Below are 21258 nucleotides of genomic sequence, written 5' to 3' on the forward strand. Positions count from 1 at the left end.
TGTGCCTTCAAACGAGGGAGGCGCACGTGACAGAGCCGAACGAGCCGCTCAAGCCCGACGATTTTCCTTTGGAGGCCGATGAAGATCGCGTGCGTCGCAAAGACGGGAAGCCGATCGCCAAGACCAAGGACGAAGCGATGGCGCATGAGATTGCCGAGCGTCTGAACGCCGAGGAGCACCGGCGGGAAGAGGACAAGTGGTCGGCGTGACCTTGAGGGCAGTTGAAGTCCATATTTGCCCAAGGGATTGGATGGCCGGGTCAAGCCCGGCCATGACGAGCGTTGCGGCTCTTAGAACGGGTTCGCCGGCTGAGCGCGCTTCGGTCCTTCCGGCTTCGGCTCGACGGCGAGGCTGGGATCGGTCGGCATGACGCGGGCGCCGGCGGCGCGGGCGACCTGGCCGGTCATCGAATGTCGCGCCGCGTCGGCGGATTTGATCTCCGGGGGGTGCCAGCGGTCGCGCACCAGCATGATGAGCGCGCCCACGCAGGCAAGAGCGATCGCTGCGGACACCAGCGCCGGTCCGGTCCTGTGCTGCGATGTGACTGTCGCCATTCGACATCCTCCTTGGGTCATCAACCCGCAGCCAGGGAGGTCAGTTCCGGCCCTCTGACCGCGCGATCAGTTCCGGTCGCGCCCCACGGCAGCGTCCGCGGAGGGGCCGAGCGGTGAGGCGGCTTGCGCCGGCACCCTGATGGTTCCCGTGGTCACGGGAGATGGCGACGCGGCCATCTCCGGGCCTGCGTCGATCTCGCGGCCGCGGCCGCCGATCAGGCGTTCATAGGCGGCGATCAGGGTCATGTAGGGATTGACCCAGATCCAGCCGTCACGGGTGAACAATTGGATGTCGAAATGCACGTGCCGCGTGGTGCCGTTGGGATGGTCGAGGTAGTTCGAGACCACGCCGATCGGCTCGCCTTCGCGCAACGAACGGCCGTTGAGCAGGCCGTCCTTGTCCATCGCGGCCGGGTTCATGTGCATGTAGCGGAAGCGGATGTGCTCGGTGCCGCTGTTGACCTGGATGGTGACGGCCTGCTGCCTGGTCGCGCGGATGACGACGCCGTCGCGCACCGCCAGCACGCGCTGCCGCTGAGGGTCGCAACCGTCAGGCCCATTACGGCGCACCGGGCAGATGCCCGGCCGGATGTCCTGGCCCTGGTGTCCGAAGCCGCTGGCGCACTGGCCGACATTGAAGTCGCGTGCCTCGCAGAAGCTGTCGCGCCAGGGATACTGACTCCAGGGCTGGTCGAGCTTGTCGCTGGCGCGGCGGCGGCCGAACGACTGCGAGTGGACGTAGGCCGGCGCGTCGACGGGAAAGTGGATCTGCGAGTAGACGATGCGATCAGCACGTCCGCCCTGGCCGCGCGCGCCTGAATTGGCGACGATGTCGCCGGGCGGACGATAGCTGAAATCGGGGTCGAGCGTAGAGGGCCGATCGACGCCGAGCTGTGTGACCTCCGTCGTACGGCGCGCCGGCTGGCCGCCGGCGACGCGCAATGCCCTGAGGAAGCGCTCTGCGACCGGATAGGCCTCGCGGCAGGCGAGGCGCTTCGGCCGCGGTGCGCTGTCGAGGCATTGGATCGAGACCACATAGGGCACGCCGAAACGGGTGAAGGCGTAGCGGACATAGCCTTCGCGGATGAAGCGGCGCAGGTCGGGATATTGCGCTGACAGCGCCTTGACCGGGTCGCCCTTGCCGCCCGCGGGATCGGCGATGTCGTAGGTGAGGCTCGATCCCGTGATCTGGACCTCGACCGGCTTGGCGAAGATGCGCGAGGGCAGGCCGGAGGTCACCTCGGGAGCGAGCGAGAACACCGCGTCGTAGCCGGAGGGACCGGCGTCGAACAGGTCGGTCTGGAAGTCGGCCTGGTAGCGCGGCAGGGTCTGCGGATCGACCGCGCCGCGGCGGCGCGCGCCGAGATAGGAAGCCGTGTCGAACGGCAGCAAAACAGGGACCGGACTGCGTCCGATCCCTGTGAAGATGGTCGAGGTGACGCCGTTGAGCTGTACCAATGCGGGCCGCCGCCGCGGGTCATCGCTGGTCAGGCTAGGTCGGCGCACTGAGGGTGCGAAGTCGGCGACGACGTCGGGGGCCGCATTGAGCTCGGACCGAAGCTGGTCGAGCGCAGCACGCCAGTCGGCGCGCTGAAGCGAGATGGCGGGCGCGGCGAGGGAGTCTGCCGCGCGCGCCCAAGAGGCCGCCGCCAGCGTGATCACCGCCGCCAGGGCCGCGGTGATAAAGGTGATCCTTGCCCCCAATCCCCCCGCGCCCCCCGGCGTCAGATCATGCCATCGCGGCCGCCATCATGCGTCAGTCCTTGGCGCGCTCGCAATAGGAGCCGTCTTCGGTCATGACCACAATCCGGGTGCCCACGGTGATGTGCGCCGGCACGCCGGTGCGCACGCCGTTGGAAAGCACGGCCGGCTTGTAGGACGACGACGCGGTCTGGCCCTTGGTGACCGGCTCGGTCTCGACGACCTCGAGCGTGACGCGCTGCGGCAGGGTGATCGCCACCGGCACCACGTCGTGCATCGACAGCTTGACGGTCATGTTCTCCTGCAGATAGGCCGCCTGGTTGCCGACCACGTCCTTCGGCACCTGGACCTGGTCATAGGTCTCCGGGTTCATGAAGTGGAAGCCGTCGGCATCCTCGTACAGGAAGGTGAAGTTGCGCTCCTCGATCGTCGCCTTCTCGACCTGGTCGGTGGTCTTGAAGCGCTCCGAGATCTTCACGCCGTCGCTGATTCGGCGCATTTCGATCTGGCTGACCGGGGTGCCCTTGCCGGGATGGATGTTCTCGGCGGTCACGACGACATAGAGCTTTCCATCTTGCTCAATGACGTTACCCTTGCGAATAGAGCTGGCGATGACTTTCAAAGCTGTTTTCCTGACACTGAGGGGCGGGCGCCGGGCAAGGCCTGGGCGCCGCGGGACGCGGGATGCGGTTTCGGCCGGCAACATACTGATTTTGTCCGGGGTTGCCAGCCTTTTGGCGATCCCGTGATGCCCCAGGAGCCATCCCCGTCACCCTGGTGGTCGCCGCAGCGGCATGCCGATGTCAGGCCGTTCCTGCAAGCCAGGGCCGCGATCACGCGCGCTTTGCGCGCCTGGTTCGAGGAGCAGGGTTTTACCGAGGTCGAAACCGCGATCCTGCAGATGTCGCCGGGCAACGAGACCCATCTGCACGCGCCGGCGACCGAGTTGACCGGCTCAGATGGAACCCGGAATAGACGGTATCTCAGAACCTCGCCGGAATTCGCCTGCAAGAAGCTGCTGGCGGCCGGGGAGCAGCGGATTTTCGAGTTTGCGCGGGTGTTTCGTGACCGCGAGCGCGGCGACCTGCATCTGCCGGAATTCACCATGCTGGAATGGTACCGGGCCGAGGCGCCGTACGACGCCATCATGGCCGATACCGTCGTGGTCATCGCCCATGCCGCCCAGGCGACCGGAATCCGGCAGTTCGGCTTCCGCGGCCGCACCACCGACCCCTACGCCGAGCCCGAGCTGCTGACGGTTGCGGGCGCGTTCGAGCGCTATGCGGGGATCGACCTCTTGGCGACGATCCGCGATCGCGCGGGCGACCGCGATGCTCTGGCGGCCGCGGCCGCCGGCAAGATCCGGATCAGTGGCGACGACACCTGGTCGGACCTGTTCAGCAAGGTCCTGGTCGAGCATGTCGAGCCGCAGCTCGGCAACGGACGGGTGACCTTGCTGTATGAGTATCCGTCGCCGGAAGCCGCGCTGGCGCGCGCGAAGGCCGGCGACCTCCGCGTCGCCGAGCGGTTCGAGGTCTATGCCTGCGGCGTCGAGCTCGCCAACGGCTTTGGCGAGCTCACCGACGCCGCCGAGCAGCGCCGGCGGTTCGAGCAGGAGATGGCGGAGAAGCAGCGGCGCTATGGCGAGCGCTATCCGCTCGACGAGGATTTCCTCGCCGCCGTGGCCCAGATGCCGCAGGCGAGCGGCGTCGCGCTCGGCTTCGACCGGCTGGTGCTACTGGCGGCCGGCGCGACCAGGATCGACCAGGTGGTATGGACGCCGCCGGCAGGTGAGCAGCGATGAACCGCATCGAACGGCCGACGACCTTTCGCAGCGCAGCCGATCTGGTGGCGCAAGGCTTGGCTGCGCCATCAGAGCAGGACGCGCTGGACCGTGTGGCGCAGCGCTATGCCGTGGCGGTCACGACGCATCTCGCCGACCTGATCGACAGCGACGATCCGAATGATCCGATCGCGCGCCAGTTCGTGCCGTCGGCGGACGAACTCGTGGCGGCGCCCGGCGAGCGCGGCGATCCCATCGGCGACGATGCGCATGCGCCGGTGCCGGGCATCGTGCACCGTTATCCCGATCGCGTGCTGCTCAAGCTCGTGCATGTCTGCGCGGTGTATTGCCGGTTCTGCTTCCGCCGCGAGATGGTCGGTCCCGGCAAGGACAATGCGCTGTCGGAGGACGCCTATCGCGGCGCGCTCGACTACATCAAGTCGCACGGCGAGATCTGGGAGGTGATCCTCACCGGCGGCGATCCCTTGATGCTGTCGCCGCGGCGGCTCAAGGAGATCATGGCGGATCTCGCCGCGATCGATCATGTGAAGATCATCCGCATCCACACGCGGCTGCCCGTCGCCGATCCCCAGCGCATCACGCCGTCGCTGGTGGATGCGCTGAAGGTGCAGGGAGCCGCGACCTGGGTCGCGCTGCATGCCAATCATCCGCGCGAGCTGAGTGCGGAGGTGCGCGCCGCCTGCGCGCGGCTGATCGACTCAGGGATTCCTCTGGTCAGCCAATCGGTGCTGCTGCGCGGCGTCAACGACGATACGGCGACTCTGGAGGCCCTGATGCGCGCCTTCGTCGAGACCCGCATCAAGCCGTATTACCTGCACCACGGCGATCTCGCCCCGGGCACGGCGCATCTGCGCACGACTCTGGCAGAGGGGCAGGCCCTGATCCGGGCGTTGCGCGGCCGCGTGTCCGGCCTGTGCCAGCCCGACTACGTGCTCGACATTCCCGGCGGCCACGGCAAGGCGCCGGTGGGTCCGCAATACCTCACTGCCGAGGATTCTGTTGAGCTGCATCATGCCGCCGCTGCGCAAACACGCTATCGTGTGATTGACTATTGCGGCGAGGCGCATCTCTATCCGCCCGCTGGGGAATGAAGTGATCGGCTGATTCCGCTGACACGGAGGAGCAACATGAAGACACCTGCGATGAAGACATTTGCGATCGCGATGGGGCTCCTGATCCTGGTGGCTGACGGCACCGTGCTGGCGCAGAGCGGCGGTACGAGCAGTGACGCGACGACGCAGGGCGCGAAGAAGCGCCGGCAGCCGCGCCCGGCCGACCTGCCGAAGGCCGAGCAGGCCGATGAGAACTCCATGAGCAATATGAGCAAGGAAGACCGCGAGCTCGATCGCAAGATCAAGAGCATCTGCCGCGGCTGCTGAGCATTCAGTTGCGGCGCGCACGAGGCGCGCCGCTCGATTGATCCGCGAAGCCCTACGCTGAGCGCTCGCGCAGTGAGTCGCCGCGCTTCTCGCGCCGCGCCGTGACGGCGTGGGCCAGCTGCTCCAGCACCTCGACCGTCGTGTCCCAGCCGATGCAGCCGTCGGTGATGCTCTGGCCGTAGGTCAGCGGCACGCCCGGCTTGACGTCCTGGCGGCCGGCGACGAGATGGCTCTCGATCATCACGCCCATGATGCGCTCTTCGCCGTTCACCAACTGGCCGGCGATGTCGGCGGCGACGAGCGGCTGGTTTTCCGGCTTCTTGCTCGAATTGGCGTGGCTGGTGTCGATCATCAGCCGCGCCGGCAGGCCGGCCTTGACCAGCTCGCTCGATGCCTGCTCGACATGGGCGGCGTCGTAGTTCGGGCCGTTGCCGCCGCGCAGGATGATGTGGCAGTCCTCGTTGCCGGTGGTCGCCGCGATGCCCGAGCGGCCGCCTTTGGTCACCGCCATGAAATGATGCGGATGCGCGGCCGACTTCACCGCGTCGGTGGCGATGCGGATGTTGCCGTCGGTGCCGTTCTTGAAGCCGACCGGGCAGGACAAGCCGGAGGCGAGCTCGCGGTGGATCTGGCTCTCGGTGGTGCGCGCGCCGATCGCGGCCCAGGCGACGAGGTCGGCGATGTATTGCGGCGTAGTCATGTCGAGGAATTCGCATCCCGCCGGCAGGCCGAGATTGTTGACGGCCGACAGCACGTTGCGTGCCAGCCGCAGCCCCTTGTTGATGTCGAACGAGTTGTCGAGATCGGGATCGTTGATCAGGCCCTTCCAGCCGACGGTCGTCCGCGGCTTCTCGAAATAGACCCGCATCACGATCTCCAGCCGGTCACTGAGGCGCTCGCGCAAGGCGGCGAGGCGGCTGGCGTAGTCGAGGGCGGCCTTGGGATCATGGATGGAGCAGGGGCCGACGATGACCAGCAGGCGGTCGTCGGTGCCGGTCAGGATGGCGTGGATGGCGTTGCGCGCGGCCATCACCACGCGGGTGGCGGTGAGGGTGCGCGGAATCTCGCCCATCACCTCCACAGGCAGGCTCAATTCCTTGATTTCCTTGATACGAAGATCGTCTGTGGTGCTCAGCATGGCGGGCTCCTGAAGTCTTTCGATGGGCACCTGCCGGCACAAAAAAAGCCGCCAGGTCTGGCGGCTTGTTCGGATATCTTGCTGCAATGTATCAGATTGAGCGCGATCCTCCCGCCGCCAGCGAGCTGTCGTAGGTAAAGTACCAATAATAGCTGGTGGCGGCGTTGATCATGTCAGTCCTATAGCGGCGGGGGTCCCGCTTGTCATCCCCAAAAATGAAACTCCCAAAAATGAAACTCCCAAAAATTGAAACTCCGAAGTCTCAGGCGTTTCGGGCCGCCAGCGCCATGCCGATCATCGACAGGCCGCCGAACAACAGGTTGATGCCGACGAGCAGGCCGATCGCCCACAGCGCCGTGCCTGGCAGGCCGGAAATGATGATGCCGGCAATGGCAATGTCGACGACGCCGGAGATCGCGAGCCACGACCAGCGGCCGGACAGTTCGCGCCGGTGCTCCAGCGCATACATGATCGTGGCGACACCCTCGGCGAGGAAATAGACGCCGATCACGATGGTCAGGGTTACCGTGCCCTGGACGGGCTGCGCCACGAGGATGAAGCCGGCGATGATGGCCAGCAGGGCCGAGAGCAAGGACCACCAGAAGCCCGGCATGCCGCGCGCCCAGAAGGTGAGCGCGAGCCCTGCGATGCCCGAGATCAGGAACATCCAGCCGAGGAAGATCGTGACGGCCAGGCTCGCCAAGGGGGTGAGGACCATGGCGAGCAGGCCGAGCACGGCGAGCAGGATGCCCTCGATCAGGAACGCCTTCCAATGCGCGCGGACGGCCGCGCCCATCTGCGACCTCATGCGCTCGAGCTCCGGCGGGATCGTATCCTGGGGAAGGGTCATGCTCATTACTCCGGGCAGGGCACGTGCTGGACGCCGTGCCCGCCACCGATGAACATGGCGAGGAACGGCGGCCGGAACAAGCGCGCGAGGTGCGTTTCGTTGCAATCGAGCCCTGCGGCCGGCGCCTAGGCGGTGGTCCGCATCCGGTTGCGGCCGAAGATATAGATCGTCGTTGTGACAATCAGCAGGGCGACGCCGAGCAGGATCGCGGTGAGGCCCAAGGGAACCAGGACGCCGGCGATGTTGCGGTCGGGGTTGAGCAGCCAATGCCGGATCGACGTCAGTACGAAGCCGAGACCGATGAAGCCGGCGGCCCCGCCGAGCAGCAGCAGCGCCCACATCCGCCGCAGCTGGCTCAGCCGGGCCTTCGCCAGCTCGGTGCGGGGCGTGTGGTGATGCGCCACCCGGCGCACCAGCCGGATCGCCAGTCCGATCGAGGAGAAGCCGATCAGGACGCTGACGGCGCCGAGCCAGAGCCGGGAGGTCGGATCGAGATTGGAGGCGCGTTGCAGCAGCAGCAGCGGATAGTCGAACGCCGCATGCAGCAGCACCGGAGCGGCCAGCACCAGCGCCCAGCTCGACATCCTCGCCCCGTCGCGATTGTGCCGGTTGGCGCCGAGCGCCGTCGAGGTCCGGGCGATCGCCAGATAAGCGCCGGCGATGATGCCGAGGGCGCCGTGGAACGGCACCGTGAGCACGCTGCGCAGGATCGCGAGGGAGCGCCACATTTCGGCATGCTGGACGAGGTAGGCGAGATTCTCGTACGCGGCGAAGCCGAGACCGACCGCTGCGCCATAGAACACCGTGTCCATGGCATTGCCGACCTGCCGGCGTCGCGACCACAATGCGGCGATCACGGCGACCTTGGCGATCTCCTCGGGCAGAGCGACGTTGAACAGCGCCCGGACGGCTTGCGCGATCCACGGGTTTTCGATCGCCAATCCGATATTCTGGAACGGGATCCGGACAATGCCGAGCAGTAGCACGCTGGCGGCGCCGAGCAGGAACGCGGTCCAGATCTTGAGCGGCGGACCGGAATTGTCACCTGCCGCAACCACCAGCCACAGGATCAGCAGCGCAGGCGCAATCGCCGCGGTTCCGACCACGGTGGCGAGCGCTTCGAGCAGGTTCATTTGCGACGGCAGGTAGGCCATGGTCTCCCAATCGTCTCGTCCCGCTGGCGGATCCAGCTTTTCACCTCCCGCGCGGCATCACGGCGACATCGGCAGCCGCGGGGCAGAATCCACATGTCGGTAAAAACCGCCGATCATCAAGGCATGGATGGCCGACATGGATCGCCGGGATGCCCTGCTGCCGCTTTCGGCCGCAGGGGGACCCGCAGGTCAGCGAATTCGCGATCCGCCCGCAGCCTGATTGCCGTCACGCACCGGCGTCTCCCGACGCGGCTCCGGTGTCCAGGCATCGGTCCGAGACGGGGCCGGGACCTGGGCCGTGGTCGGTGTCTCGACGCAGCTCAGCCGCGGCGTGGGATCGGCAACTCGACGACATTCCAGACCTTCGGCAAAGGCGGCCTGACTGATGACGCACGCAATCACGACAAGCGGAAAAACTTTCATGGTGCCCCCGTATGCAGGCCTTGCGGCCCGTCATGCAACCCGCGACGAGATCCAGTCTACGGCAATGCAGCGCCTTAGTTCGCCCTGAAAGTGTGCAATTGTTTGGCCAATCCCGCCGGGATTCAAATTTCCGCGCCTCAACCTAGGTGCGAATGCGGCGCAATGCTCGCATCCGGGGCGACGGAGCCTCCGCTGTGCAGGGACAATCCGGCAGCTACCGCCCGTTCAGCATGCCCCGGGCCAGCGCGACCAGCGGGCTTGATGCGGCCAGGGGATCATGATCGGTATGCCCGCATGAACCCGTCGAGTCCGTTTCGCCCCGCCGACCCCTGCCTGCCTCGCTATCGCCGCGGCTGGGTCGATGATGCCGTCGCCGCCATCGAGGCGGACCAGTGCCGGACGGCCGACACGCACCTCATCCGCCTCATCGTTCCGGCCCTTGCCGGCATCGACGTCTATCTCAAGGACGAGTCGACGCATCCGACCGGCAGCCTCAAGCACCGGCTGGCGCGCTCGCTGTTCCTGTATGCGCTGTGCAATGGCCATATTCGCGAGGGCACGCCGGTGGTCGAGGCCTCCTCGGGCTCGACGGCGGTGTCGGAGGCCTATTTCGCGCAGATGATCGGCGTGCCGTTCTATGCGGTCATGCCGCGCACGACCTCGGCGGAGAAGATCGCGGCGATCACGCATTACGGCGGCAATTGCCACCTGATCGATGACGGCCGCTTCCTCTATGCCGAGGCGGCTGCGCTCGCGGCGCGGCTCGGCGGCCACTACATGGACCAGTTCACCTTCGCCGAGCGTGCCACCGACTGGCGCGGCAACAACAACATCGCCGAGTCGATCTTCAACCAGCTGCAAGGCGAGCGCTGCCCGCTGCCGGAATGGATCGTGATGGGGGCGGGGACCGGCGGCACCTCGGCGACGATGGGGCGCTATCTGCGCTATCGCCGTTTCCCGACACGGCTCTGCGTCGCGGATGTCGAGCATTCCGCCTTTTTCGATGCGTTCTGCAGCGGCGATTGCGCCAAGACCTGCGAGATGCCGTCGCTGATCGAAGGCGTCGGACGTCCGCGCTGCGAGCCGTCCTTCGTGCCGGGCGTGGTCGACCGCATGATGAAGGTGCCGGATGCGGCCTCGATCGCGGCGATGAACGTGCTGACGCGCAGGCTGCGCCGGCCGGTCGGCGGCTCCACCGGCACCAATTTCCTGGCGCTGTGCCGGCTCGCCGACGAGATGCGGCAGCACGGACAGACCGGCTCGCTGGTGACCCTGATCTGCGATTCCGGCGAGCGCTATCGCCAGACCTATTACGAGCCGCAATGGCTGGCCGGGCGGGGCCTCGATCCTGCGCCGGTCGAGGCCGCGCTCGCGAGCTTCCTCGACACCGGCGCGCCACTCGCGCTCGACATTCCCGACGCCGGCAATCCGCGCCATCCCTGATCTGGATCAACGAACGGCCTTCCGAACTGGGCTTTTGTCCCAGCCGAACAGACCTTTAAAGGCGCGCTGGAACGCTGGCGTCGGGCCGCCGGGCAGGGGAAGGACGGATCAGGTGATGAACTACGACAGCTATTTCGACCGCGCCCTCGACCAGCTGCACCAGGAAAGCCGCTACCGCGTCTTCGCCGATCTCGAACGTCTCGCCGGCCGTTTTCCGCGGGCTATCTGGCATTCGCCTGACGGCCCGAAGGACGTCGTGATCTGGTGCTCCAACGACTATCTCGGCATGGGCCAGCACCCGAAGGTGATCGGCGCCATGGTCGACGTTGCCGCGCGCATGGGGACCGGCGCCGGCGGCACCCGCAACATCGCCGGCACCAATCATCCGCTGATCGAGCTGGAGCGTGAGCTCGCCGATCTCCACGGCAAGCAAGCCGCGCTGGTGTTCACCTCCGGCTACGTCTCCAACGAGACCGGCATCTCGACGATCGCAAAGCTCTTGCCGAACTGCCTGTTGCTGTCGGATGCGCTCAACCACAATTCGATGATCGAGGGCGTCCGCAAGGCAGGCTGTGAGAAGCAGGTGTGGCGGCACAATGATCTCGCCCATCTCGAAGAGCTCTTGCGCGCCGCCGATCCGGACCGGCCCAAGCTGATCGTCTGCGAGAGCCTGTATTCGATGGATGGCGACGTCGCGCCGCTGCATCGCATCTGTGATCTCGCCGAGCGCTATGGCGCGCTGACTTACGTCGACGAAGTTCATGCCGTCGGCATGTACGGCCCGCGCGGCGGCGGCATTGCCGAGCGCGACGGCGCGATGGCCCGCATCGACATCCTCGAAGGCACGCTCGCCAAGGCCTATGGCTGCCTCGGCGGCTATATCGCAGCCAACGCCAACCTGATCGACGCCGTCCGGTCCTATGCCCCCGGCTTCATCTTCACGACTGCGCTGCCGCCGCCGGTCTGCGCCGCCGCGACCGCCGCGATCCGGCACCTGAAGACCTCGCAATGGGAGCGCGACCGCCATCAGGACCGCGCCGCCCGGCTCAAGGCGGTGCTGAATGCCTCCGGCCTGCCGGTGATGCCCTCCGATACCCACATCGTGCCGGTGCATGTCGGCGATCCCGAGAAGTGCAAGACGGCCTCCGACCTGCTGCTGGCCGAGCACGGCATCTACATCCAGCCGATCAACTACCCGACCGTGCCGCGCGGCCTGGAGCGGCTGCGGATCACCCCATCGCCCTACCATGACGACGGCCTGATCGATGCGCTGGCCGAGGCGCTGGTCGACGTCTGGGACCGGCTCGGCCTGGCGCGCGCGCCGCAGGCGCTGGCAGCGGAGTAAGCCGCCGGCTGTCCTTTTGGCCTGTCAGGTCCACCTGTCAGTTTGATCTGCCGCAATGCCGCCCGCGCCCGCGCGGGCGTAATCTTTTGCGATCAGGGGAGCATGCCGGTTCGGCAGAACCCGGCCCGGCGCAAAGAGGCAGCCATGGCAAAGATCATCGAAGCGCTGTTGCAGGAGCACCAGAACCTCGAGAAGCTTCTTTCGGTGCTTGAGCACGAACTGGAGCTGTTCGATCATAATCGGCGGCCCGACTACGACATCCTTCAGAGCATCATCGCCTATTTCGAGGACTATCCGCAGCGCTGTCATCATCCCAAGGAGGAGATGATCTTCGGCAAGTTGCGTACGCGCGATCCGGCGGCTGCCGCGACCTATGGCGATGTCGACGACGAGCACGAGACCGAGGCGCAGCGGCTGCGGGGCTTTGCCGACGCGGTCAACGCCGTGCTGTCCGACCAGGAGATTCTGCGCGAGAGCTTCCACGCCGCCGTCCTCGAGTTCATCGACAGCCAGCGCGAGCATCTGCGCAAGGAGGAGACGCTGCTGTTTCCGGCGGCCTTGCGCGCGCTGCAGCCGGAGGATTGGGCCGACATCGACACCCGCATGTCCGACCGCAAGGACCCGCTGTTCGACGGCGACGTCGCGGAAAAATTCCACAACCTCGAGCGGACCATCCTGCGCTGGGAGCAGGAGGCGGAGCAGGCGCGCACCGCCGCGCGCTGAGGGGCACGCTGCCTCACGGACGCTTTGTCTCAATTGCACCTGATATCCAGAGGGCTATAGTTCCCAACCGTTGGGGGCAGGCACTCTTTCACGGAGTTGGCTATGACCGCGTTGAATACAGGGCTCGATCCGGGCCGGGCTTCGTTGGCCGGAGCCAGGGGTGATCGGAGCGGCGAGCGGCCGGACGGTCCGGCACAGACGCCGATGTCGCAGCAGAGCGCCTTCGGCTGTCAGGGCTACGACATCCACCCGCAGGAGTTCGTCCGTCTGTCGGGCTGCCAGGAGCGCGCGCTGCGCCGCGAGAAGAAGCGCGCGTTGATTTTGAGTTGAGAGCCGTCGGTGCTCAATCTCAGAATCCCGACCCGCCGATGAGCGAGCGGGTAACCCTGATTGCGTGCGGTGCCCGGCAGACGTGCAGTTTCGTCTGTCGCCTCGCTTTGCGCATCCTCCGTTAAGTCATCATTAACCAGGCCGCGCGACCCTGTTCGCATACTCCCCCAGGAGTGCGACGGAACCGGACGGCCGGAGCCGGCAGTCGCGACAAGAGGCCGGCGGCGTAACGCCCGCCGGCCTTTTTGCGTCGGCTGCGCTGCGAAGGCTGCTTCCACGTCGCTTGCTCAGTTGCGCCGCGCCAGCGAGCGCAGGAAGCCCTGGTATTCCTCGTTCAGCTCCATGTCGACGGCCGGCGCGAGCTTCAGCAGCACATTGGCAATGAACGCCTGGTCGTTGCGCTGCTCCTCCAGCACCTCGCGCAGCACCGGGACGTTGTCCTCGATGTGATGCAGGAATGCGACGCCCTTGTCGGCGGTCTCGGTCCAGCGTGCCCGCGTCCATTTCGCCAGCGGATACATGATCTCATGGATGAAGTTGGATTTGCGCGCCTTCTCGAAGAAGCGCAGGCCCGCGCTCCAATATTCCTTGGCGCGCAGCGGGGGCGGCGGCAGATCGCCCGCGAGCATCTTCTTGCCGGCCTGGCCGACGAAATCATCCAGCGTGGTCGGCGCATCGATCGTGGTTCGGAAGTGCCAGAGCGCGAACGAGCCGGGAAAATCCTGGCCCATCTGGTCGAGCAGGGCGGTCTCCACCTTGTCGACCGCAGCCTTGTCGCCCTTCAATGCCGCCGTCATCGCGAACGCAAACAGCGCGTCGTTGCCGACCTCGTGCACGCCGCCCGTCTTGAGCTGCGCGGGCGATAAAGCCGGTGTCTTGCCGTCCGCGGGCACAGTGGCCTCGCCGCTGCGCTGGGCCTTGATGAAGGCGGTGATCTCGAGCCAGCCCATCAGATGGGCGATGAAGGCATCGGGATCGACATGGACGATGGCGAGGTTGAGCGGCTCCTTGCGTGTCCTCAGCTCCGTCATGTCGGTCATGTCGCACTCCGCCGCCGCTGCCCGCTGCCGCGACGGTCGTCCTGTCGCGTTTGCGACAGGACGACGCGTCCAGCGAGATCTCGACAGCGAGGCAGCAAGAAGGGTGCCATCGTCTTGCGGCGCGCGTCGAGACGAAGCGCAGCGGAACGAGTCTTGCTCCGGCCGTCATCTGCAATCACCGCGACACACGACGGAGAAGGCCCGCGCATGTTCACCCGCGTCTGCAAGGCCGACACGATCGACGAAGGCGGGATGCGCCTCGTCATCGCCGATGCCCAGCTCATCATTCTCGCCTGGCCCGACAATGGAGAGCTCAAGGCGTTCCAGGGCGTATGCCCGCACACGGCGGCGCCGATGGAGGAGGCCGGCTTCGACGGTCGCGTGCTGAGCTGCCCCGTGCACAACTGGACGTGGGACGCCCTGACGGGCGAGCCGTTGCATCCGCCCGAGAGCGCGTTGGCCGAGTATCCGGTCAAGGTCGAGGACGGCGTGGTCTATATCGACACTGCGGGGATCTCGCCGCTGTTTGCGGCGCGTTGAGCATGGCGTGACGGGACCGGTAAAGACGCTCACGGGCGGCTTGCCCGGGCGGGCAAACGCCTCTATACGTTCGCCGCGCGCGGCACGGAATCACCTTTGGCGGTTCAGCCGACCTCGCAGATCACAGCCACAAGCTGCTGTTTTGTTGACGGTTTTTCCTTGAGCGTGCAAACGGCGGTGGCGCCGGGGACTGGGTGTCTCCGTCACATCGTACGTCTTGCTCCCTTCGTCTATCGGTTAGGACGCCACCCTTTCACGGTGGAGAGAGCGGTTCGATTCCGCTAGGGAGCGCCACTCGGCGTCTGTCTTTCTCACCCCTCCGAATACCATCCCCGCCATCGACATTGCCGGTCGATGGCCTGCTGTGTCGACGCAGCGCAGCTGCTCTTCGATCCGGTCAACCGTCCATTAGGGTCCTTGCCGTACTGCAGCGGGCGAGCAGGAGCAGGAAGATGGCCGCACCCAAGAAGCGGGAAGCCCGCAAGTCGATGAAGCAGCCGGCGTGGATCACGCTGGAAGGCGGATTCGCGGTGCGTCACTGCCTGGTCCAGGACATCTCCAGCGCCGGCGCCAAGTTGACCCTGGAAGATGCGGCGGCGCTGCCCGCCACGATCCGGCTCGCTTTCGCCCGGGACGCGCGCACCGGCCGCCTGTGCCAGGTGGTCTGGCGCCGCGGCGCCTCGGTCGGCGTCAAGTTCATCGGCAAATAGCGCCTCGCGCCATCGCGTCCCGGCGACATCGGCGCTATCAAGCTGACATGTGCAGGTCTTTCCTTCTCGGCGCGATCGTGTGGCTGGCCATCGCGACCGTCGCATCCGCCGGCTCGCCGGGCTCATCGCTGTTGGAACCGAAGGCGGCTGCACCCAGCAAGCCTGTAGCTCGCCCTGGCGCCGTCACCAGCAATCCCTGCGCGTCCTACGGCGCGAACTTCGTCCGCGTCGAAGGCACGGACACCTGCGTGAAGGTCGGCGGGGCGCTGCGCCTCGAGACAGGCACGTCCGTCGGGCGCTGACGGCCTTACGACAGCGGCGGCGCGACGTGGCGGATGAAGGCCGGCCGTTGCGCGATGCGTTCGTACCAGCGGGTCAGGTTCGGCAGCTCCGGCTTCTCGACGCCCTCGACGCCGAACCAGCGCCGCGCGTAGGCGCCGAGCGCGAGGTCCGCGAGCGTGAAGCTCTCCGCTTCGACATGGCTGCGCGTGGCCAGATGCGCGTCGAGGACGCGCCACATCGTCGCGGCCTCGTCGGCGGCCTTTTGCAGTGCGATCATGTCGCGCTGCGCGGGCGGGGTGCGCACCAAGCCCCAAAATAGCGGGCGCTCGGTCGGCTGCACCGTCGATAGCGTCCAGTCGAGCCAGCGCTCGATTGCGGCGCGGTGACGCGGCTGCGCGGGATAGAGCAGGGTGTCACCGCCATAGGCCAGGCAGAGATAGCGCATGATCGCATTGCTCTCCCACAGCACGAAATCACCGTCGACCAGCGTCGGGATGCGGCCGTTGGGATTCATCGCGAGATAGTCCGCCTCGTTGTTGCGGCCGAACTGCATGCCGGCATCGATGCGCTCGTAGTCGAGATCGAGCTCGGCGAGACACCACAGCACCTTCTGCACGTTGACCGAATTGATGCGGCCCCAGATCGTCAATTGCGTCGCGGTGGGCACGTGCGGCTCCTGTGTTTTTTCTGCTGATCGTCATAGCGCATCTCACGCAAAAAGCCCCGCTTTTGGCGGGGCTTTTCGGTTGAACGCGTCGCGCGCGATCAGTCTCTCAGTCGTTCCCGGCCATCAGCGGCCGAAGAACAGCCACAGCAGAATGATCACCGGGATCGGCACGCCCAACAACCACAGTAGAATTCCTCGACCCATCTCGGCCTCCTCGTATCCTCACCGTCAATCGGAGCGACAACGCGAGGGTGGCCTCGATGTTCCGGACCTGTGTGCGGACGATTGCGATGTGCCTACCAGTGGCCGGTGTTCGGCATCGACAGCCACGGCTCGGCCGGCGCCTTCGGCTCGCCCTTCTGCAGCAGCTCGATCGAGTGCAGGTCGGGCGAGCGGACGAAGGCCATGTTGCCGTCGCGCGGCGGCCGGTTGATGGTGACGCCGAGCTTCATCAGCCGATCGCAGGTGGCATAGATGTCGTCGACCTCATAGGCGAGATGGCCGAAGAAGCGATCCTCGCCGTATTTCTCCTCGTCCCAATTGTAGGTCAGCTCGACCAGCGGCGCGCCGCGCGTCGAGGGCAGGCTCTTCAGCAGGTGTTCATCTTCGGGTGCGCAGAGAAACACCAGGGTGAAGCGGCCCTTGTCATTGTCGATCCGGCGCACCTCCTTGAGGCCGAGCGCATCGGAATAGAACTTAAGCGCGACGTCGAGATTGCGCACGCGCAGCATGGTGTGGAGATAACGCATCGTTCCTGGTCTCCCTGAGCTTGAAGCGGTTGTTCAACGGCCGCCTGCGGATGCCGATCCATAGCAGCAATCGCCTCGTTTGCGCATCACGCCCGGGCCTTCGGTAACGCCGGCTCGCGCGGAATTGTGGGGCGCGCGACGACGCTGCGGTCGGGTCGGAAGGCTGCGAATCGCTGTTTTCAGCCGTGATTCGGAGCGCGGGCGAACGCGCGCCATGCGGGCGTATACGGGTTTTTCAGCGCTTTTTGCAGGTGATGTGCGACCAAAATCACGCAGCAGCATCGAAAATGCCTGGAAATATAGGGGAAAATGAATCGCATGCTCCATTCGATCGGCATCGCAGCTTGACTTCTCCGCGCTCCGTTGGAATTTTGGCGCCGCTGTGGGTGCTTCGGGGCCCCTTGAAATGCAGGAGAATCCCGAAAATCGCGGGGTGCTACACCACCAGACGACTGAAGTCCCGGCTGTGCAATGCAGCCAGAAAACCCCGACCAGTCTGCGCAGCAATGCGCTGATAGCCGCGCAGTCGTCACGTCATTCATCTGTACCAATCGCCCGGTACCAATCACAAGGAGATACGATGGCTACCCAACTGTCCAAGTCGCAACTGATCGAGAAGATTGCGACCACCACCGAGCTGTCCAAGCGTGACGTCAAGAACGTCATGGAGACGCTCACCGACGTCGGCCACAAGGAGCTGAAGAAGAACGGCGTGTTCCTGGTGCCGGGCTTCGCCAAGTTCGTCGTCGTCAAGAAGCCGGCCGTCAAGGCGCGCAAGGGCACCAACCCCTTCACCGGCGAAGAGATGATGTTCAAGGCCAAGCCGGCCCGCAAGATCGTGCGCGCCCGCCCGGTCAAGGCCGCCAAGGACGCGGTCGCCTGATCAGACTTCGTCAGTCGTGATCGCGATCAGAGGCCCCCTGCAAAGGGGGCCTTTTTCGTTGCTGCATGTCGGTGTGTTGTGCCCTGACGCGCCGCCGTGCGGCCGCTTCGGCGCGGAAACGACAGTAGCGCCAGCGCGACGGAATATCTTCGTCGCGTGGCGCCACCCTCGAACACTGGGCCCTGAAATCCCCAGTACTGATGTGTCTCGGCTCCCGGTGAAAAGGTTCAAGGCCGACGCGAGAACGGCTCGGTGAGCCGCAGGGGGGCGCAGGCAGGCCGCCGGGACACGGCATCCCGAGCTGCCCGGCTCAGGAGAGCCCCCTGATGACGACGACCGCGATATTGCGCAGCAAGCCATTGAACTCGGGGCTTCAGATCGAACGAGACGGGCTGTGGATATGCTGCGGATGACCTGTGGAGAGCCTGTGGGACCCGCGGCTTCATAGGCGATCCGGACCAGCTGGGCCCGTTTCGATGCCGCGCACGTCCAGTCCTGTGACGGATGTCTCCGCTCCGTGGTGACGCGAGGCGATCAGGACGAAGCCGCCATAGCCGATGATGTTGAACAGAAGTTCCAGCCAGGATGCCATGACCGATCCACCTTGATCGGGAATGAACGTCCTCGGCTACCGGCGGTTCCGCTGCTCTGGGTCGCGCCTCTTGGTCGAGCTTCGCCTGCAACCAATTCGCCGGCGTCTGCGTTGTTTGGACGCATCGGAATTGGAGGATATTGACCATGACAAAGACTTTGGCTGTTCTGGCCACCGCAGGCGCCATTGCCGCCACCGCGCTGGCCGTCCCCGCGCCGGCTGAGGCGCGCGGCCTTGGACCGGGCCTCGCATTCGGCCTCGCCGCGGGAGCATTGACGGCTGGCGCCATCGCGTCCTCGCATCCCTACTACTATGGTCCGGGCTACGGCTATTACGACTACGGTCCGCGCTACGCCTATGGGCCGGGGCCGTATGCCTATTACGGCGGGCCCTACTATCACCGCCACCATTACTGGCGCCATCACTGGTAAGAGCGCGCCAGACCAAAGAAGAAGAGCCCGGACGGCAGGCGCCTCCGGGCTTTTCTTCGTGTTGCGGAATACGTCTCTATTCCGCGGCTTCGCCGCGCTTTGCCTTCCGCCAGGCCTCCCGCGCGAACTGCTCGCGCTCGCGCGCGAACCTGTCCTGGGTCGACTTGAATTGCGCAATCCTGGCCGTGATCTCGGCACGCTCCTGAGTGCGCCGATCGTCCTGCGTCTGGTTCTGTCCCACGGATCCTCTCTGCTCCGGTCGCTATCCGGCGAGTCCAGCCATGAGACGCGTGACAAACTTCCTGGCGAATCGCTGGCGCGATGTGGATGTCCGATTGAGGCGTGATTGCGGAGGGACACGCCCCGGACGATATGATGCACGGGTTTTGCTGAGGGGGACGGCGGCAAGGCACTGGCATCTGTTCTGTCGGCGGTAGAGACGCTCGCCAGGGACTCGTCTCGCTTGCAGCGCGAACCGCACGGTTCCGACTGATGCAGGATTGACTCAGTGTCGTCGGCGGCAGGCCATGACATGGTAGGAGAGGAAGCGAATGATCCGATGTGTGACGCGCGGGAGCCGCCGCTGATGATTGCATCCGATCTGCAGGATGGCGTGAACCGGCTTGGCGACATGATCGCCGCCGCACGCGTGATCGTGCCATTCACCGGGGCGGGTATTTCGACAGAGGCCGGCATTCCCGATTTCCGCTCCCCGGGCGGGCTGTGGACGCGTAACCGGCCGATCCATTTCGAGGAGTTCGTCGCCAGCCAGGACGCCCGCGACGAAGCTTGGCGCCGGCGCTTTGCGATGCAGGACACGTTTGCCGCGGCGCGGCCGGCCCGCGGTCACCGTGCGCTTGCGACGCTGTACAGGGCGGGAAAGATTCCCGCCGTCATCACCCAGAACATCGACAACCTGCACCAGGACTCAGGCTTCGCCGCCGATCACGTCATCGAGCTGCATGGCAACACCACCTATGCGCGCTGCATCGGATGTGGGCAGCGCTATGAGCTCGATTGGGTGCAGCAGCGGTTCATCGCCGAGGGCGCCGCACCGGATTGTCCTGAATGCGCCGAGCCGGTGAAGACGGCGACGGTCTCGTTCGGTCAGGCGATGCCGGACAATGAGATGCAGCGCGCGACCGAGCTCGCGCAGCATTGCGATCTGTTTCTCGCCATCGGCTCATCGCTGGTTGTATGGCCGGCGGCCGGCTTTCCATTGATGGCAAAGCAGGCGGGTGCACGACTCGTGATCATCAACCGGGAACCGACCGAACAGAACGACGTTGCCGACCTCGTCATCCACCACGACATCGGCGAAGTGCTCGGTTCGTTCGTCCGTAATTGAACGGAAATTGATGCATTTTTGTCGGCAAGTCTGTTCATATGCCTCACTGAATCCGATTTTTGTCTATGCGCGGCACGAGGGAATGTTATCTTTGATTCGAGAGATTCGCGTGAATCGTCTTGGGTATAAGTGATGAGCACGCGCAGATGCCGTTGCAGGGGTGGCGGCTCACAATTCATCTGTGAGGTCCGGGGTTATGGGGTCGGACGGATTTGAGTCCAAGAAGCTTGGAGTACCGGTTACTGGTGTAGCTACACCAAATCGGCTCGGGGCTGACTATCAGAGCGGTATCGCACGCGATCAGGCGATCGACGCATTGGCTGGTCTCGGCGAGAACCTCGTCGAAATCAGCGGCGTCATCAAATGGTTCGACGCGTCGAAGGGATACGGCTTCATCGTTCCCGACAATGGTTGGCCGGATGTGCTGCTGCACGTCACGGTGCTCAGGCGCGATGGCTATCAGACCGCCTATGAAGGTGCCCGTCTGGTCGTCGAGTGCGTCCAGCGTGCGAAGGGTTATCAGGCCTTCCGCATCGTCTCGATGGACGAGTCGACGGCGATCCATCCGGCGCAGATGCTGCCGCCGCGCACCCATGTGACGGTGACACCGACCAGCGGATTGGAGCGGGCCCAGGTCAAATGGTTCAACCGTCTGCGCGGCTTCGGCTTCGTCACCTGCGGTGAGGGCAGCCCGGACATCTTCGTCCACATGGAGACCCTGCGCCGTTTCGGCATGACCGAGCTGCGTCCGGGCCAGTGGGTTCTGGTCCGCTATGGGCCGGGCTCCAAGGGGATGATGGCCGCTGAGATCCACCCCGAGGCGGGGTCCCCGGCGCTTTCCTCGCACTGAGCGGACCGCCTCGATCGCTTTCGCAGAGCCCCGGGATCCGGGGCTTTGTCGTTCTTGGGATTGAGCTTTTCAGACCGAGCGCCCGGGGGCCGCGCCTGCGGCTTGCTGCGGGCGTCGCGACCGTGTAGTGACGTGGTCACTCCACAACAGTGGTCCTGCGAGGACATCGGGGTATAGCGCAGCCTGGTAGCGCGGCAGTTTTGGGTACTGCAGGTCGTTGGTTCGAATCCAGCTGCCCCGACCATCTGGACCATTGATTCTCCTACATTTTTCTCGATCGGTTCTGACGTCGCCGAACCGTCGTTGCCCGGGCGCGCAATCG

General features: G+C 65.5%; 26 protein-coding genes and 2 tRNA genes. 17 read left to right on the plus strand and 11 right to left on the minus strand.

Annotated features, from left to right (window positions below; all coding sequences use genetic code 11):
• The first annotated feature begins 26 nt into the window (after positions 1-26).
• Complete coding sequence (locus NLR35_RS00120) at positions 27-209, plus strand: hypothetical protein (protein WP_257164543.1); 183 nt, start codon at positions 27-29, stop codon at positions 207-209.
• 81 nt (positions 210-290) lie between these two features.
• Here NLR35_RS00120 and NLR35_RS00125 read toward each other — a convergent pair whose 3' ends face one another.
• The 3 genes from NLR35_RS00125 to efp all read right to left on the minus strand — a co-directional run bounded on the left by NLR35_RS00125 (position 291) and on the right by efp (position 2877).
• Entirely contained in the window at positions 291-554 is a 264-nt protein-coding gene (locus NLR35_RS00125) for a hypothetical protein (RefSeq protein WP_257164544.1), read from the minus strand.
• Positions 555-620: 66 nt separating this feature from the next.
• Entirely contained in the window at positions 621-2258 is a 1638-nt protein-coding gene (locus tag NLR35_RS00130) for a M23 family peptidase (protein WP_257164545.1), read from the minus strand.
• 52 nt (positions 2259-2310) lie between these two features.
• Complete coding sequence (gene efp / locus NLR35_RS00135) at positions 2311-2877, minus strand: elongation factor P (protein ID WP_006614774.1); 567 nt, start codon at positions 2875-2877, stop codon at positions 2311-2313.
• Positions 2878-3003: 126 nt separating this feature from the next.
• On the opposite strand from efp, the gene epmA reads away from it, so the two are divergent.
• Genes epmA through NLR35_RS00150 form a run of 3 tightly spaced genes read left to right on the plus strand, consistent with a single transcriptional unit; the run spans position 3004 to position 5438 of the window.
• A complete protein-coding gene (gene epmA, locus NLR35_RS00140; RefSeq protein WP_257164546.1) occupies positions 3004-4059 on the plus strand; it encodes an EF-P lysine aminoacylase EpmA in 1056 nt (351 codons plus the stop codon).
• On the plus strand, positions 4056-5150 hold the full coding sequence (locus NLR35_RS00145; protein WP_257164547.1) for a lysine-2,3-aminomutase-like protein: 1095 nt from the start codon (positions 4056-4058) through the stop codon (positions 5148-5150). The genes epmA and NLR35_RS00145 overlap by 4 nt, the downstream gene beginning before the upstream one ends.
• Before the next feature lie 36 nt (positions 5151-5186).
• A complete protein-coding gene (locus NLR35_RS00150; RefSeq protein WP_257164548.1) occupies positions 5187-5438 on the plus strand; it encodes a hypothetical protein in 252 nt (83 codons plus the stop codon).
• A gap of 52 nt (positions 5439-5490) precedes the next feature.
• On the opposite strand, the gene NLR35_RS00155 is transcribed toward NLR35_RS00150, so the two are convergent.
• From NLR35_RS00155 to NLR35_RS00165, 3 genes are all read right to left on the minus strand, one after another.
• Positions 5491-6576 (minus strand): 3-deoxy-7-phosphoheptulonate synthase, encoded by a 1086-nt coding sequence (locus NLR35_RS00155; protein WP_257164549.1) that lies wholly within the window; start codon positions 6574-6576, stop codon positions 5491-5493.
• A 262-nt stretch (positions 6577-6838) separates the two neighbouring features.
• Positions 6839-7426: an HdeD family acid-resistance protein gene (locus NLR35_RS00160; protein ID WP_257164550.1), complete on the minus strand. Its 588-nt coding sequence runs from the start codon at positions 7424-7426 to the stop codon at positions 6839-6841.
• 125 nt (positions 7427-7551) lie between these two features.
• The gene (locus NLR35_RS00165) at positions 7552-8580 is read right to left on the minus strand and encodes a PrsW family intramembrane metalloprotease (protein ID WP_257164551.1); all 1029 of its coding nucleotides are present in this window, start codon (positions 8578-8580) and stop codon (positions 7552-7554) included.
• A 717-nt stretch (positions 8581-9297) separates the two neighbouring features.
• On the opposite strand from NLR35_RS00165, the gene NLR35_RS00170 reads away from it, so the two are divergent.
• From NLR35_RS00170 to NLR35_RS00185, 4 genes are all read left to right on the plus strand, one after another.
• On the plus strand, positions 9298-10446 hold the full coding sequence (locus tag NLR35_RS00170; protein WP_257164552.1) for a PLP-dependent cysteine synthase family protein: 1149 nt from the start codon (positions 9298-9300) through the stop codon (positions 10444-10446).
• A 115-nt stretch (positions 10447-10561) separates the two neighbouring features.
• A complete protein-coding gene (hemA, locus tag NLR35_RS00175) occupies positions 10562-11791 on the plus strand; it encodes a 5-aminolevulinate synthase (RefSeq protein ID WP_257164553.1) in 1230 nt (409 codons plus the stop codon).
• A 144-nt stretch (positions 11792-11935) separates the two neighbouring features.
• Positions 11936-12514: a hemerythrin domain-containing protein gene (locus NLR35_RS00180; RefSeq protein WP_257164554.1), complete on the plus strand. Its 579-nt coding sequence runs from the start codon at positions 11936-11938 to the stop codon at positions 12512-12514.
• A 102-nt stretch (positions 12515-12616) separates the two neighbouring features.
• Positions 12617-12844: a hypothetical protein gene (locus tag NLR35_RS00185; protein ID WP_257164555.1), complete on the plus strand. Its 228-nt coding sequence runs from the start codon at positions 12617-12619 to the stop codon at positions 12842-12844.
• Between the two features lie 287 nt (positions 12845-13131).
• On the opposite strand, the gene NLR35_RS00190 is transcribed toward NLR35_RS00185, so the two are convergent.
• Complete coding sequence (locus NLR35_RS00190; protein ID WP_257164556.1) at positions 13132-13884, minus strand: hypothetical protein; 753 nt, start codon at positions 13882-13884, stop codon at positions 13132-13134.
• Positions 13885-14091: 207 nt separating this feature from the next.
• Between NLR35_RS00190 and NLR35_RS00195 the strand changes: the two genes are divergently transcribed.
• From NLR35_RS00195 to NLR35_RS00210, 4 genes are all read left to right on the plus strand, one after another.
• The gene (locus NLR35_RS00195) at positions 14092-14424 is read left to right on the plus strand and encodes a Rieske 2Fe-2S domain-containing protein (protein ID WP_257164557.1); all 333 of its coding nucleotides are present in this window, start codon (positions 14092-14094) and stop codon (positions 14422-14424) included.
• A 219-nt stretch (positions 14425-14643) separates the two neighbouring features.
• Positions 14644-14718: transfer RNA gene (locus NLR35_RS00200), tRNA-Glu, on the plus strand.
• A 158-nt stretch (positions 14719-14876) separates the two neighbouring features.
• Positions 14877-15134, plus strand: coding sequence for a PilZ domain-containing protein (locus NLR35_RS00205; RefSeq protein ID WP_257164558.1), 258 nt, complete (start codon positions 14877-14879; stop codon positions 15132-15134).
• A 47-nt stretch (positions 15135-15181) separates the two neighbouring features.
• A complete protein-coding gene (locus tag NLR35_RS00210; protein ID WP_257164559.1) occupies positions 15182-15436 on the plus strand; it encodes a porin in 255 nt (84 codons plus the stop codon).
• 5 nt (positions 15437-15441) lie between these two features.
• On the opposite strand, the gene NLR35_RS00215 is transcribed toward NLR35_RS00210, so the two are convergent.
• Complete coding sequence (locus NLR35_RS00215; RefSeq protein WP_257164560.1) at positions 15442-16083, minus strand: glutathione S-transferase family protein; 642 nt, start codon at positions 16081-16083, stop codon at positions 15442-15444.
• A gap of 296 nt (positions 16084-16379) precedes the next feature.
• Positions 16380-16832: a VOC family protein gene (locus NLR35_RS00220; RefSeq protein WP_006614755.1), complete on the minus strand. Its 453-nt coding sequence runs from the start codon at positions 16830-16832 to the stop codon at positions 16380-16382.
• 580 nt (positions 16833-17412) lie between these two features.
• Here NLR35_RS00220 and NLR35_RS00225 point away from each other — a divergent pair.
• Positions 17413-17715, plus strand: a complete 303-nt coding sequence (locus NLR35_RS00225; RefSeq protein ID WP_006614754.1) for an HU family DNA-binding protein — start codon at positions 17413-17415, stop codon at positions 17713-17715.
• A gap of 442 nt (positions 17716-18157) precedes the next feature.
• Here the strand turns inward: NLR35_RS00225 and NLR35_RS00230 are convergent, their stop codons facing one another.
• Positions 18158-18307 carry a hypothetical protein gene (locus NLR35_RS00230; protein ID WP_257164561.1) on the minus strand — a complete coding sequence of 50 codons (150 nt, stop codon included), beginning with the start codon at positions 18305-18307 and terminating at the stop codon, positions 18158-18160.
• A 146-nt stretch (positions 18308-18453) separates the two neighbouring features.
• Between NLR35_RS00230 and NLR35_RS00235 the strand changes: the two genes are divergently transcribed.
• On the plus strand, positions 18454-18738 hold the full coding sequence (locus NLR35_RS00235) for a hypothetical protein (protein WP_257164562.1): 285 nt from the start codon (positions 18454-18456) through the stop codon (positions 18736-18738).
• A 76-nt stretch (positions 18739-18814) separates the two neighbouring features.
• On the opposite strand, the gene NLR35_RS00240 is transcribed toward NLR35_RS00235, so the two are convergent.
• Positions 18815-18979, minus strand: a complete 165-nt coding sequence (locus NLR35_RS00240) for a hypothetical protein (protein ID WP_172889778.1) — start codon at positions 18977-18979, stop codon at positions 18815-18817.
• 345 nt (positions 18980-19324) lie between these two features.
• Between NLR35_RS00240 and NLR35_RS00245 the strand changes: the two genes are divergently transcribed.
• The 3 genes from NLR35_RS00245 to NLR35_RS00255 all read left to right on the plus strand — a co-directional run bounded on the left by NLR35_RS00245 (position 19325) and on the right by NLR35_RS00255 (position 21180).
• Positions 19325-20086, plus strand: coding sequence for a Sir2 family NAD-dependent protein deacetylase (locus NLR35_RS00245; protein ID WP_257164563.1), 762 nt, complete (start codon positions 19325-19327; stop codon positions 20084-20086).
• A 196-nt stretch (positions 20087-20282) separates the two neighbouring features.
• Positions 20283-20936, plus strand: a complete 654-nt coding sequence (locus NLR35_RS00250; protein ID WP_257164564.1) for a cold-shock protein — start codon at positions 20283-20285, stop codon at positions 20934-20936.
• Between the two features lie 167 nt (positions 20937-21103).
• Positions 21104-21180: transfer RNA gene (locus NLR35_RS00255), tRNA-Pro, on the plus strand.
• The last annotated feature ends 78 nt before the right edge of the window (positions 21181-21258 follow it).

Origin of the sequence: Bradyrhizobium sp. SRS-191 (genome assembly GCF_024586915.1) — a bacterium.
Lineage (GTDB): Bacteria > Pseudomonadota > Alphaproteobacteria > Rhizobiales > Xanthobacteraceae > Bradyrhizobium.

Bases quoted from the DNA above. Each gene is read 5' to 3' on its own strand.
- NLR35_RS00125 (WP_257164544.1), bottom strand. From the start codon at position 554: ATGGCGACAGTCACATCGCAGCACAGGACCGGACCGGCGCTGGTGTCC.
- epmA (WP_257164546.1), top strand. From the start codon at position 3,004: ATGCCCCAGGAGCCATCCCCGTCACCCTGGTGGTCGCCGCAGCGGCAT.
- NLR35_RS00145 (WP_257164547.1), top strand. From the start codon at position 4,056: ATGAACCGCATCGAACGGCCGACGACCTTTCGCAGCGCAGCCGATCTG.
- NLR35_RS00150 (WP_257164548.1), top strand. From the start codon at position 5,187: ATGAAGACACCTGCGATGAAGACATTTGCGATCGCGATGGGGCTCCTG.
- NLR35_RS00155 (WP_257164549.1), bottom strand. From the start codon at position 6,576: ATGCTGAGCACCACAGACGATCTTCGTATCAAGGAAATCAAGGAATTG.
- NLR35_RS00160 (WP_257164550.1), bottom strand. From the start codon at position 7,426: ATGACCCTTCCCCAGGATACGATCCCGCCGGAGCTCGAGCGCATGAGG.
- NLR35_RS00165 (WP_257164551.1), bottom strand. From the start codon at position 8,580: ATGGCCTACCTGCCGTCGCAAATGAACCTGCTCGAAGCGCTCGCCACC.
- NLR35_RS00170 (WP_257164552.1), top strand. From the start codon at position 9,298: ATGAACCCGTCGAGTCCGTTTCGCCCCGCCGACCCCTGCCTGCCTCGC.
- hemA (WP_257164553.1), top strand. From the start codon at position 10,562: ATGAACTACGACAGCTATTTCGACCGCGCCCTCGACCAGCTGCACCAG.
- NLR35_RS00180 (WP_257164554.1), top strand. From the start codon at position 11,936: ATGGCAAAGATCATCGAAGCGCTGTTGCAGGAGCACCAGAACCTCGAG.
- NLR35_RS00185 (WP_257164555.1), top strand. From the start codon at position 12,617: ATGACCGCGTTGAATACAGGGCTCGATCCGGGCCGGGCTTCGTTGGCC.
- NLR35_RS00190 (WP_257164556.1), bottom strand. From the start codon at position 13,884: ATGACCGACATGACGGAGCTGAGGACACGCAAGGAGCCGCTCAACCTC.
- NLR35_RS00195 (WP_257164557.1), top strand. From the start codon at position 14,092: ATGTTCACCCGCGTCTGCAAGGCCGACACGATCGACGAAGGCGGGATG.
- NLR35_RS00205 (WP_257164558.1), top strand. From the start codon at position 14,877: ATGGCCGCACCCAAGAAGCGGGAAGCCCGCAAGTCGATGAAGCAGCCG.
- NLR35_RS00210 (WP_257164559.1), top strand. From the start codon at position 15,182: ATGTGCAGGTCTTTCCTTCTCGGCGCGATCGTGTGGCTGGCCATCGCG.
- NLR35_RS00220 (WP_006614755.1), bottom strand. From the start codon at position 16,832: ATGCGTTATCTCCACACCATGCTGCGCGTGCGCAATCTCGACGTCGCG.
- NLR35_RS00225 (WP_006614754.1), top strand. From the start codon at position 17,413: ATGGCTACCCAACTGTCCAAGTCGCAACTGATCGAGAAGATTGCGACC.
- NLR35_RS00230 (WP_257164561.1), bottom strand. From the start codon at position 18,307: ATGGCATCCTGGCTGGAACTTCTGTTCAACATCATCGGCTATGGCGGC.
- NLR35_RS00235 (WP_257164562.1), top strand. From the start codon at position 18,454: ATGACAAAGACTTTGGCTGTTCTGGCCACCGCAGGCGCCATTGCCGCC.
- NLR35_RS00245 (WP_257164563.1), top strand. From the start codon at position 19,325: ATGATTGCATCCGATCTGCAGGATGGCGTGAACCGGCTTGGCGACATG.
- NLR35_RS00250 (WP_257164564.1), top strand. From the start codon at position 20,283: ATGGGGTCGGACGGATTTGAGTCCAAGAAGCTTGGAGTACCGGTTACT.